This window comes from Wolbachia endosymbiont of Menacanthus eurysternus, from assembly GCA_029715105.1.
Taxonomy (GTDB): Bacteria; Pseudomonadota; Alphaproteobacteria; order Rickettsiales; family Anaplasmataceae; genus Wolbachia.
In genome coordinates, this window is record CP085695.1 from 385,860 (window position 1) to 398,540 (window position 12,681).

The following is a 12,681-nucleotide window of genomic DNA, read 5'->3' on the forward strand; positions in this document are numbered from 1 at the left end:
TTCACATTGTTCGAATACAAATTCGGGGTTTGGCATAAAATCAAAAGATTTTAAAGTTTTCTTTTTATTAATATGATTATATTATTAATTGAGATCAGCTATCAAATAATAAATATGTATAATAAAGTTTTTATGATTCTGCTAACATATTATATAATGCAAAAAGGTCAATATTGAAATTTTTTTCTAATGTAAAAACTTGAAATTATATAAATGACATTGTCATATCCTTTTAAGGGAGTTCAAAGAAAAATATATAAAATTATAAAATTTTATAGATGAGAATTAATTTAAATTTCTCTACTATATCTTAAACTAGAATACAATTAGTAATGGTTTTTGTTATGTTAAAAATCGCTACTTGGAATGTTAACTCTATACGTAAAAGAATTGAACAAGTTTGTAGTTTTATAATTAATAACCAAATAGATATAATTCTACTGCAAGAAATAAGATGTACAGAAGAACAGTTTCCTTATGCAGAAATAAAAAAGTTGAAATATGAATGTGCTGTTTACGGACAAATTGCAAGAAATGGTGTTTGTATTTTATCTAGATATCAAATATTTAAAACATCAAAAATTAATTTTGTAGAAGAATATCGAGACTCTCGCTACATAGAGTGCAAAGTAAAATTTAATAATCAAGAGATAATAGTGGGAAGTATATATATTCCAAACGGTCATAATCCAGATTCCAGTGCATTTGAATATAAACTTAAATTTTTTGATAATCTATATAAAAGAATGGCATTTTTATTAAAAAAAAATAAAACTGTTATTATAGCTGGTGATTATAATGTTGCACCAAATGAAATTGACGTCTTTGATCCAATTTTGTTAAATGGTCAAATATGTTTTCATATAAAAGAACGCAAAAAACTAAATGCAATTCTGGATCTTGGATTTAAAGATGCGTTTAGAATATCTAATTCGGATTTACAACAATTTACTTGGTGGAATTATCAGGGCAATTCGTTGAAAATGAATCGGGGAATGCGAATAGATCACATATTGATATCACCACAAATTGTTAATATGTTAAAAACATGCTATATAGATAGTGGACCCCGTAAGTCAAAAAACCCGTCTGATCATGCACCAGTTGTATGTGTTATAAATCAAAATTTATAAAAATTTTATGATAATATGAAGATATTGGAAGCTAAAATATTTGTACTCAAAATAAACTTTTATCTCACATTGAATTTGCAAAAAGGTCTTAAGAATCAAATTTTATGGACATAAAGTATGCTAGAGGTATTTCTCTAATTCTACTCAGTCAAAAATTTCAATAAAAACATTACCACATTTATCGTCAATTAATAAAATAATGTCTCTATGTAACTTTTATATATAAAACAAAATGTAAAAGTTTGCAACAATAAGTAAATTGTATTATTTTAACACAATATTTGTTATAATACTTTAATGAAATGAATTGGCTTGAATTCCTATGTCAGAAGCAAAAAATTTGATTTTAGCAGTTTTCATTTCCATGTTAATCATATTATCTTGGCGTATTATTTATGATAACTATTTTGACATAAATCAAAAGAATTATACAATTGAAGATATTGAACATATAAAGTCTTTTAATGATTTTATTCCAATAGTACATCAAAACCGCTCTGAAATTATTAATTCTACTAGAAAGCAAAGAATTAATTTAATGAATAATATGGTTAAGGGATCAGTTTTTTTAAAAGGTGCAAGATTTGACGATCTTATTTTGACTAATTATTACTTAAAACCAAATTCTTCTTCCCCGCAAGTTGTGTTGCTTTCACCTATAGAATCGGAAGATGTGTATTTTGTAGAATTTGGATGGTTGGATCCGAGTGGAAAAATTAGAATTCCAAATTCTAAAACAATATGGGAAACAAATGAAATTGAGCTTACTAATCATAAAATGATAAATTTATTTTGGAATAATGAACGTGGAATTCTATTTAAAATAAAAATCAGTCTTGATAATAATTATATGTTCAAAGTCGAACAAATTGTTGAAAACAATACAAATGATGATATATCCTTAATTCCTTATGGAAAAATTAATCGCAAACGTGATAATATAAATGAGTCTTATTGGATATCTCATGAAGGGGTAATAGGTGTATTTAATAATGAATTAAAGGAATGGAAATATAAAGATGTAGCTAAAAAACAATCAATAAAAATAGATACAAGCGAAAAAAGTTGGTTTGGTTTTGCTGATAAATACTGGCTTACCGCTATTATACCTGAAAGATCTGATAAAATCAATGTAAGTGTTAAGCATACTAATATTAGCAATATTGATAAGTTTCAGGTAGACTTTATCTCTTCTTATAAGAGAATACCTTCCGGTACTAGCATTTCTAGCATAAATTATCTTTTTACTGGAGCAAAAAAGTTAAATTTACTAGATTACTATAAAAGTACTTTAAATATACCATTATTTGACAAAGCTGTAGATTTTGGTATTCTCTATTTCATAACTAAACCAGTATTTTTACTTCTTGAGTATTTTGATATTATTTTAAAAAATTTTGGTTTAGCAATATTGTTATTAACTTTAGTAATTAAACTTTTAATGCTCCCTTTATCTAACAGGTCATATGTTTCGATGTTTAAAATAAAAAATTTACAACCTGAAGTTATGCGTATAAAAAAATTATATAAAGATGATAGTTTAAAACAACACGAAAAAATAATTGCGTTATACAAAAAAAATAATATAAATCCAGTTGCCGGTATTCTTCCTATGATAATACAAATACCTATATTTTTCGCTTTATATAAAGTGTTATTTGTTACTATAGAAATGAGATATGCCCCCTTTTATCTATGGATAAAAGATCTTTCAGCTCCTGATCCAACGAACATCTTCACTTTATTTGGATTATTTAATTACAAGTTTCCTATTTCTATAGGTGTTTTACCTATAATTTTAGGCATTACTATGATAATCCAACAAAAAATGAACGAGAAAGATCAAATTAATAAAGATGATGATATTCAGGCAAACATTATGAAATTTTTACCTTATATTTCTATTTTTGTTTTTTCTTCTTTTTCTGCTGGTTTGATAATATATTGGATATTTAGTAATATTATAACATTAATTCAACAATCATTGATAAAATTATTTATAATAAAAAGAGAAAATAAATGCCAAAAATATTAATAGTTAATTCGATTTATTATTCCGAAATAGCAAATCTTTTACTTGATGGTGCAATTAACAAATTGAAACCATTTAGTGTAGATTTTGACGTAATTGAAGTTCCTGGTGCATTTGAAATACCAGCTGCAATTCTCTTTGCAATTAAAAATAAATCTGTCAATTATGATGGTTATTTAACTCTTGGTTGTATAATTCGTGGTGAAACTGATCATTATCAATATGTTTGTAAGGGAGTAATTGAAGGTTTAAATAAAATTATTACACGTTATATAGTACCTGTTGGCATGGGCATTATTACTACTAACAGCAAAAGTAAAGCTTTAATAAGAGCTGATAAAAATAAAAGAAATGTTGGTGGTCATGCAGCTTCAGTTGTTTTACATATGATAAATTTATACAAAAACTTTGATAGAAATGAATAATTCTACTAATAAGGTATGGTACGTAAAAAGAAGCATAGCAAGATTTCTCACTGTGCAATTTGCTTATTCAAATATTTTTATAAGTTACGATAGAAGCATTTTTGAACTAAAGAATCATGAGTTATTTAAAAGTTATGTTACTGAATTAGCAGATATATTTGAATACAAAGAATTTGATTATCTTTTCTTGGAAGAATTATTATGTAAAGTTATAAAAAAGAGCGAGAATTATGACAAAATAATAGAGCGTTATTTACATCCAAATTGGTCTATTTCGCGATTGAATCTTCTAAGTTTATCAATTTTTCGTGTTGCAATATGTGAATTAGATAATTATGATACACCAGTTCCAGTTGTTATTAGCGAGTATACTAATATTGCATCCGATTTACTTAACAAATCTAGTGAGATTGGTTTTATTAACGGACTATTAGATAAAGCAAAAGATGCGGTTGAATTAAGTAATAAAAATAAAAGTACTTGATAGTTGTTCTATTTGGTGTCTATGTTATATAACTAAACTATAACTCTTATTGAAGGAAAAGTAAAAACAATGAAAGGATTAGCACAGAGAGGTGTTTTCGTATTTATTCAAATTAGTATAATTAGTGGAATTTATTTAAAATAATATGATAAAAAATGAAAAGTCAAAAACAATTTTTGAGATGGAAGGAGTAGTTACAACTTTATTGCCAGCAGCAGAATTTAGAGTAAGATTACATAATGAATATGAAATAATTTGTCATGTGTCTGGAAAACTTAGAAGAAGCAAGATACGTATTGTTATCGGAGATAGAGTCTTAGTGGAAATGAGCATTTACGATAGGAATGTAAAAAGGGGTAGAATAATCAGGAGGCTTAAAAACATAAGTGATAGAACAACAATCTCTAAATAATCTTATCCTTGCTTCATCATCAGAAAGACGTATAGCCTTATTAAAGCAAATAAATATCAAACCAGGTTTAATTTTACCTGCAAATATAAATGAAATTCCCTTTGAAGGAGAACTTCCAAAAGATTATTCAATCCGTATGGCAAAAAATAAAGCCGAAAAAATACAAAATTATTATCATAGTTATTTTATTCTTAGTGCTGATACAGTTGTCGCCTGTGGTAGAAGAATATTACTCAAGGCCACAAATATTGAGCAAGCAGAAAAATATATTCGTTTATTATCTGGAAGAAGACATAGAGTATATACTAGTATATATCTAATAACTCCTAATCGATTAAAACAACATATCAGAACTGTAGTTACAATAGTAAAATTTAAACGTCTTAGTGAACAGGAAATTAAGTATTATTTAGCATCAGAAAAATGGAAAAATAAAGTAGGAGGTTATAATGTACAAGATCTTGCTGGAATGTTTATACTATTTATACGTGGTTCTTATTCCTCCATTATAGGATTGCCATTACACGAAACCCATTGTTTATTGAATAACTATTTCAATTTAATTTTGATTAAATAAATGTTTGTTTCTCTCTATTTATTTATAGAGATTCAACTTTTAAGACCTTCGTTTCTGCGTTTGATAGATTTATCAAAGAAAACAAAAATTTTTCAGATTTATATTTGAACAACTCTTTTTAATCTAATTTATTTATAAAATATTTGACTATTAGATCAATTTCATTGCTTATCATTTTAAAACCTTAGAAGAGTTTCCTTTTATTTAAAAAATTATGATGTATTTTGAATCTTTTTATTTTATTTTGTGCACTCAAAACTATTTAATATAAATTTACAATTTATAGCACTGTAAACTTTTAGTTTCATCTTAATAGTAAAATTTTTGATAAAACACAAAATAAGCTTGTAAAAATTCATGAAAATTTTTTTAATTACAGATATTATATTGTTGAATTTGCATTCAAATCAATTGATTTAACAATTTATTAATTACCTAATTTTAAATATTTGCTACTAATAGTAAAAATTTCCGAGTTTCGGTAAGTTAACTTGAGTATAGCGAATATATTAATAAATAATAAAACAGCAATTGAAATATCAGCGATATCCCATAATAACTGAATTTTACCTATTGCACCAAATGGAATGGTCATAGTAAAAACTATAATCCAGATTTTAGTATATCTATCATCCATAGATATATAACGTATTGTTTGTTTCGAACAAAAAAACCAAGTAAAAATAGTAGTAAAAGCAAAGCAAAACATCATAATCATGATTACATAATCAATATAGTGCCAGTTTATACCCTTTCTAAAAGCAAAAATACACATATTGGTGCTTTCCAAGTCAGTAATCCATGAATCTGTAACAAGTAGTACCATTGTTGTAATAAACACTACAAATACAACTATAAAAGGTGATAAAATTGTAATTAAACTTTGTTCAATAACAAATTTATTATTCCTCTTAAAGGAAATTGAAGAATATACTATACCTTCAAGTCCAAGTCCTATATCTGTTGCGAATATGCCTCGTAATGTTCCTACTTGGACAATAGTCAATATCTCAGTAATGGATCCTAGAGATAAACCAAAATTAAAACCATCAGTTGTAATAAAACTACCTATTATTAACTTTAAAGAGGGAAGAATATTTTCACTATATTTAAGCAATATAATACTACAAAGTATCAAGTAACTTATCGTCATTATGGGTATCATAGTAGATATAAAGATTTTAACTTTTTTTAAACTAAGTGCTGCAACAACAAAGAATATTATAGACATTACGATTCCACCTATAATCACAGGAACATCTATCATATTAAGTGGTATTGATAGTGAATTAATTTGAACAAGATTACCAACAGTTATCGAAACTATTACCATAATAATTAAAAATATAATTGTTGCTCCTCTAGAGTTAAATGCATCAGCCATATAAGTTATTGGACCACCTATGAATTTTTTATTTTTTTTCTTTATATTTTTTATACTTAGATAACAAGTAACATATTTTATTATGGAAGTAATAATAACAATTATTGCCATCCATAAAATGGAACCAGGTTCTCCGGCTTTCAGAGCAACAGCAGTTCCAGAAATATTTCCTACTCCTAAATTTCCACCTAGAATTATAAATAGTGCAGTTATAGAAGAAAGTTTATTTTCTTTTTTTTTGTTTCTAATAAGCGAAATAGCATATGGAAATCTAAATATTTGTAACCATTTCAATTTTATTGACAAATAAATGCTAACAATTAATATTAACAATATTGTTGGTAATAGCAAAACAAATTTTACCGCGCTCATCTAAAATGATAGGTAAGACTCTTATCTAAAACTATAATTATATATGCATAAAATATTATATTACTATATTAAAATTTTTTAAAATAAAATACTGAAAAATTTTCTAATAATTATAAAGAGAACGTAACTTGTGTTTATTATTAAAATATGCACATAACACCCCATTAAGGAAAAGAGTGCAATAAGCAAGAAAATTATATATAGAAAAAGCTCCACATTTCTTTCATTATTATGATTTTCTAATATTTTATTTTTAGGTAAAATTTAAAGCCTTATTAATAGAATTAATAAATCACGATTATAATTACTATTTTATAAATTCGTATTATAGTAATTTTACTATTTAAAATCCATACAAAATATATAAAATTTTATATAAAAAAATTGAAAATTTTTAAACATATATATTAATTGTTGTGAAAGTATTTGTGTAAATTTTATTTAAATTTTTTTAAAAATAAAAGTAAATACAATTATATATGTCATATATATTCTAAAACAAACGGAATATACCACCATAAAACGTAACAGAAATAAACTCAGAGTTTCTATCTTGTTTTATAAACAAAAATATTTACATTTTTATTAAATGTAATAAGTTATAAAGTAAGTTTGTACAAATGAAAATTGTTTGCATGTTGTTAAAAAAGCAGTAACTTATTATCAAGTAAATTCACTAATTTGAAATTTGAATGTCGATTGATTCTAGTCCATTAGAGTTACCTATATTACATCCGAAAATTACAGTTATTGGAGTAGGTGGTGCTGGTGGAAATGCTGTAAACAACATGATTCAATCCAATCTGCAAGGAGTAGATTTTATTGTAGCAAATACTGATGCTCAGGCTTTAGAAAGATCTTTATGCGATAAAAAAATACAATTAGGTATCAATTTAACTAGAGGACTTGGAGCTGGCGCTTTACCTGATGTTGGTAAAGGTGCGGCAGAAGAATCAATTGATGAAATTATGGAACATATAAAAAATAGTCATATGCTTTTTATCACGGCGGGAATGGGTGGTGGAACTGGTACTGGCGCAGCTCCAGTAATTGCAAAGGCAGCAAGAGAAGCAAGAGCTGCAGTAAAAGATAAATCTCTAAAAGAAAAAAAAATATTGACTGTTGGAGTTGTAACTAAACCATTTACTTTTGAAGGCATACATCGCATGCGCATTGCAGAACTTGGACTTGAAGAATTACAAAAGTATGTTGATACCCTTATTGTTATTCCAAATCAAAACTTATTTAGAATTGCAAATGAAAAAACCACATTTTCTGATGCATTTAAACTTGCTGACAATGTTCTGTATATAGGCATTAGAGGAGTAACTGATTTAATGGTTATGCCTGGACTTATTAATCTTGATTTTGCTGATATAGAAACAGTAATGAGCGAAATGGGTAAAGCAATGATTGGTACTGGAGAAGCAGAAGGAGAAGACAGGGCAATCAGTGCTGCAGAAAGTGCAATATCTAATCCATTATTAGATAATGTATCGATGAAAGGCGCTCAAGGAATATTAATTAATATTACGGGTGGAGGAGATATGACTCTATTTGAAGTCGATGCTGCAGCTAATAGAGTACGCGAAGAAGTAGATGAAAACGCGAATATAATATTCGGTGCCACCTTTGATTTAGCAATGGAAGGAAAAGTCAGGGTTTCTGTTCTCGCAACTGGTATTGATAGTAATACTATTTGTAGTAACAAATCAGAAACTTCTGTTAAAGGTGATACTTTAAAAAAGAATTTTAAGTGGCCTTATAATTGGCAAACTTCTACATTAGAAACAAAACAAATTGAGCAAGTGAATAAAATGGTTAAGCGCAGCAATAATATTTATGATATACCAGCCTATTTAAGGAGAAAAAAATAACAAAATTTTAATTATTTAAAACCGAAAAATAAAATGAACGAATTCCATGTTAGAAATGAATATTTTAGATAAGAGATGGTTTAATATCATAAAGGATCCAAATAGCTTTGTATTGTCTATTATATATAATGCCCTAAAAGAATTAAAGATAGAACATTATGAACCAAACATATCAATAGCTCTCGCAGATGATGATTTATTATATAGGCTTAATTTAAGATTTAGAAATATAAGTAAACCTACTAATGTATTATCATTTCAGTGCGAACAATTATCAAACAAATGCGATTTAGGGGATATAGCAGTGTCGATAGATACAATACAAAAAGAGTCAAATATGTATAACTTGCCTATCTTAACTCATGTTATGCACATGTTGGTGCACGGATTATTGCATTTACTTGGTTATAACCATCAGAACAAAAAAGAAGAGATCATAATGAAAAATTTAGAAATAAAAATTTTAGCTTCACTTAGTGAATATGCTATACAATAAATATAAATAAAATATAATAAAATGTTAATTATAAGTGGAAATCATCTCCAATACAGAAATACTTTTAATTGCGTTGTAATATTAAAGATAAGAGTGTAATAATGGTGCAGTTTTTTTTACCAAAAAATTCTAAAGTTAATAAGAAAGGCAAGATTTATCCCGCTCCTATTAAAGCAAAAAATATTAAAAGATTTGAAATTTATCGTTGGTCTATTGATAATAAAAAAAATCCTAGAATAGATATATTTTTTATTGATATAGATAATTGTGGTCCCATGGTACTTGATGCATTAATAAAAATCAAAGATGAAATAGATTCAACTCTAACTTTTAGGCGTTCTTGTAGAGAAGGAGTATGTGGATCTTGTGCTATGAATATTAATGGAACCAATACTCTTGCTTGTATTAAACCTATATCAGATATAAACGACAATATAAAAATATATCCATTACCGCATATGTATGTGATAAAAGATTTAGTTTCAGATCTAAGTAAATTTTATGAACAATACAAATCAATTAATCCCTGGCTACAGGCAGATAAACCTAATTTGCCTAATCGAGAATATTTACAATCTTGTGATGATAGAAAGAAATTAAATGGACTTTTTGATTGTATATTATGTGCTTGTTGTTCGGCTGGTTGTCCGAGTTATTGGTGGAATAGTGATAAATTTTTAGGACCAGCAATACTTCTGCAAGTTTACAGATGGATTGTTGATAGTCGCGATAAAAAAACAAATGAAAGACTTGATGCATTAAACGATGCATTTAAATTATATCGTTGTCATTCAATAATGAATTGTACAAAAACTTGTCCTAAAGGACTCAATCCAGCAAAAGCAATAATAAAACTAAAGCAACTTATGATAAGTAAAGGGAATTTTTTTTAAACTATCCCTGAATTTTTTATAAAAAATTATAAAAAGTAACAATAATATAAATCCAACTCTTAAAATGTATACTTATGCTCTATCATTAAGACTAGATTCTAGTAAAATTTAATATACTAATTAAATTAGTAAGCCTTTCGAGACATTAATAGATTTTTATTCAAGATTTTTATTTTGAAATATCTCCTATTGACTTTCGTATTAATCAATTTTTATATAATGAGAATAATATCGTTATTAATTTAATTATTGTTATCCCTCTTATTCAAAATTTGGTACAAACTTGAATTAATAAATAATTATTACTTTATGAATACAGAGGATGATAGTAAATAATAAAACGTTCTTATAAATGTGCAGGCTAAAACAGCAGCCACGATATCATCTAACATAATACCAAGAGAACCACCGATATTTTTATTGATCAAATTTACAGGCCAAATTTTAACTACATCAAAAAACCTAAAAGAAAAAAAACATAATACTAATAAAGGATAATCTACTGTTTGACCTAAAAAATCTGATATTAAAAATATTGTCAATAATTGGCCAACGACTTCGTCAATTACTACTTCTTTTGGATCGGACAAAGTTTGATAATATTTTATATAATTATTTGTAGACCAAAGTCCTAGTAAAAGTAAAAATAATATAATTATCGCACCTAAAACCTTATTATATAATATTAAAGGAACAATTGGATAAGCAGCTAAACTACCTACAGTACCTGGTATTTTTTTTATTAAACCAAATGCCCACCATGTGGATATTAATTTATATAAAAATTTCATAATAAATTATCACTCTAAAAACTATAAATCCTTAATTTATAAGAGAAGAAATAGTATCATCTATGGATGCACGCTTATATAATAACTTATACATTGCTTCACATATAGGCATTTTTATATTTAATTCTTTTGCTAAAGCGAATATGGATTGAGTAGTAGTAAAACCTTCAGTAACTGATCTACTTTTTGATAAAATTTGCTCAATATTAGAATTATTATCACCTATTTTAAATCCAAAAGATAAATTTCTCGAATTCAAAGATGTACATGTCATGACAAGATCACCCAAACATGCTGGTCCAAGGAGTGTATCTGTATTTATATTGAAGTTACCAGTTTTTGCTAAATATAAGGCTTTTATTTCATTCATGCCATTTGCTATTAACGCTGCATGAGCACTACATCCAAGTTTTTTACTTAAAATGATTCCACATGCTATAGCAAAAACATTCTTTAATGCTGCACAAATTTGCACCATCATAATATCAATACTTAAATATAATTTAACATTTTTCTGCTGAAGCTCTGATATAAGTCTTAAACCTAACATATTATCTTGGCATGCAAGAAGCATCGAATATGGTAACTTTTTTGCAACTTCTATGGCAAAACTTGGACCTGAGAAAATAGCAACTTGATTATTAGGTAAAATTTCGTTTACTATTTCGCTAGGTAATTTTAGAGTAAATTTCTCTATTCCCTTACAAGCTAAAATTATTACAATTTCTTTTTTTAAATTACAACTACGTAATTTATAACATACCTCCCTTATAGATTGAGTAGGAATTGCAAGGATTATTGCAGAAGTATTAATTGCTTCTTCAAGGGCTAATTTCACTAACACGTTATCTGGAATTTTATAACCAAGTAATTTATCACTTTCTCTTATTCTGTTAATTGATTCAAAAGTAGTTTTATTACGAGTCCATAAAACTATATTTTGTTTATTGCTTAATGAAATTGCAATTGCTGTACCCCATGCACCAGCACCTAATATTGATATATTCACGAAATATCCCTATAAATAATATTTTTATACTTTAAAACAAAAAGATAAATAAAAATAAAATTTAACATATATATTTTAAATATATTTCAAGATTTATTTTAATAAAATACTCATAAAATGATAAATAACATTTATAAAAATAATGTCAAATATGAGATTTATATATTTTTATGATTATTTTCTATAATAAATTTTAGAATTTTAAAAATACCATTATTATATAATATTAATATAGTTGCAACATGGCTACTTTTACCTTGTGCTTTTAACTTAGAGCATGATCGAATAAATATAATAAACATCCCTATTTTGATTCGTAATATTATAACTTCTGTAAAAATTTCCCAAATCATAATATGATTTTAATCAAGGCATATTATTAGAATAATTTTTGTTAAAAATTTAGAAAGCATATAAAATTAAAAGTTCTTAATTTTGACTATGCTTCAATGCATATCAAAATAATTATCAAAATTAAAAAATTAAACATGATTACTAACTAAATCAGTTCAAGATATTAAGTTATTTTCTTCAGTAAAAAGTATAAATATTCGCACTAATAGTTAGAAATAATAAAAATTGATTGTGAGGAATTACAAAATAAACTATGTGTCTACTTAGACAAGAAAGAAAATATACTAATAAGTATAATTATTAGTTCTTCCAAGGAGGGATAAAAAGAAATAATAATCCAATCATCTCCCCCTCTCTTTTAAACGTTACTATAACGATTCAAATTACAGGAAAACTAAAATAGTTAATGCCTTTATATGTAAAATTTGTATATATATAATCA

The 12,681-nt window shown here is 26.1% G+C and carries 12 protein-coding genes; 9 read left to right on the top strand and 3 right to left on the bottom strand.

Annotated features, from left to right (window positions below; translation table 11 throughout):
* Nucleotides 1-344: 344 nt before the first annotated feature.
* The 6 genes from xth (at nucleotide 345) to LJI21_01560 (ending at nucleotide 5,063) form a co-directional block, all read left to right on the top strand.
* The gene (gene xth / locus LJI21_01535; protein ID WFW29464.1) at nucleotides 345-1,133 is read left to right on the top strand and encodes an exodeoxyribonuclease III; all 789 of its coding nucleotides are present in this window, start codon (nucleotides 345-347) and stop codon (nucleotides 1,131-1,133) included.
* 322 nt (nucleotides 1,134-1,455) lie between these two features.
* Nucleotides 1,456-3,168 carry a membrane protein insertase YidC gene (gene yidC, locus LJI21_01540; GenBank protein ID WFW29465.1) on the top strand — a complete coding sequence of 571 codons (1,713 nt, stop codon included), beginning with the start codon at nucleotides 1,456-1,458 and terminating at the stop codon, nucleotides 3,166-3,168.
* Nucleotides 3,153-3,590, top strand: coding sequence for a 6,7-dimethyl-8-ribityllumazine synthase (locus LJI21_01545; GenBank protein ID WFW29466.1), 438 nt, complete (start codon nucleotides 3,153-3,155; stop codon nucleotides 3,588-3,590). The genes yidC and LJI21_01545 overlap by 16 nt, the downstream gene beginning before the upstream one ends.
* On the top strand, nucleotides 3,583-4,074 hold the full coding sequence (gene nusB, locus LJI21_01550) for a transcription antitermination factor NusB (GenBank protein WFW29467.1): 492 nt from the start codon (nucleotides 3,583-3,585) through the stop codon (nucleotides 4,072-4,074). Before LJI21_01545 ends, nusB begins: the two co-directional genes overlap by 8 nt.
* A 145-nt stretch (nucleotides 4,075-4,219) precedes the next feature.
* A complete protein-coding gene (infA, locus tag LJI21_01555; GenBank protein WFW29468.1) occupies nucleotides 4,220-4,486 on the top strand; it encodes a translation initiation factor IF-1 in 267 nt (88 codons plus the stop codon).
* Nucleotides 4,464-5,063, top strand: a complete 600-nt coding sequence (locus LJI21_01560; GenBank protein WFW29957.1) for a Maf family nucleotide pyrophosphatase — start codon at nucleotides 4,464-4,466, stop codon at nucleotides 5,061-5,063. The genes infA and LJI21_01560 overlap by 23 nt, the downstream gene beginning before the upstream one ends.
* A 427-nt stretch (nucleotides 5,064-5,490) precedes the next feature.
* Here LJI21_01560 and LJI21_01565 read toward each other — a convergent pair whose 3' ends face one another.
* Nucleotides 5,491-6,819, bottom strand: a complete 1,329-nt coding sequence (locus LJI21_01565; GenBank protein WFW29469.1) for an alanine:cation symporter family protein — start codon at nucleotides 6,817-6,819, stop codon at nucleotides 5,491-5,493.
* A gap of 692 nt (nucleotides 6,820-7,511) precedes the next feature.
* Between LJI21_01565 and ftsZ the strand changes: the two genes are divergently transcribed.
* The 3 genes from ftsZ (at nucleotide 7,512) to LJI21_01580 (ending at nucleotide 10,085) form a co-directional block, all read left to right on the top strand.
* Nucleotides 7,512-8,696: a cell division protein FtsZ gene (gene ftsZ, locus LJI21_01570; protein WFW29470.1), complete on the top strand. Its 1,185-nt coding sequence runs from the start codon at nucleotides 7,512-7,514 to the stop codon at nucleotides 8,694-8,696.
* Nucleotides 8,697-8,742: 46 nt separating this feature from the next.
* Nucleotides 8,743-9,192, top strand: a complete 450-nt coding sequence (gene ybeY, locus LJI21_01575) for an rRNA maturation RNase YbeY (GenBank protein WFW29471.1) — start codon at nucleotides 8,743-8,745, stop codon at nucleotides 9,190-9,192.
* Between the two features lie 101 nt (nucleotides 9,193-9,293).
* Nucleotides 9,294-10,085, top strand: a complete 792-nt coding sequence (locus LJI21_01580; GenBank protein WFW29472.1) for a succinate dehydrogenase iron-sulfur subunit — start codon at nucleotides 9,294-9,296, stop codon at nucleotides 10,083-10,085.
* Between the two features lie 302 nt (nucleotides 10,086-10,387).
* Here LJI21_01580 and LJI21_01585 read toward each other — a convergent pair whose 3' ends face one another.
* Both LJI21_01585 and LJI21_01590 read right to left on the bottom strand, forming a co-directional pair.
* Nucleotides 10,388-10,876, bottom strand: coding sequence for a phosphatidylglycerophosphatase A (locus tag LJI21_01585; protein WFW29473.1), 489 nt, complete (start codon nucleotides 10,874-10,876; stop codon nucleotides 10,388-10,390).
* A 31-nt stretch (nucleotides 10,877-10,907) separates the two neighbouring features.
* The gene (locus LJI21_01590; protein WFW29474.1) at nucleotides 10,908-11,885 is read right to left on the bottom strand and encodes an NAD(P)H-dependent glycerol-3-phosphate dehydrogenase; all 978 of its coding nucleotides are present in this window, start codon (nucleotides 11,883-11,885) and stop codon (nucleotides 10,908-10,910) included.
* Between the last annotated feature and the right edge of the window lie 796 nt (nucleotides 11,886-12,681).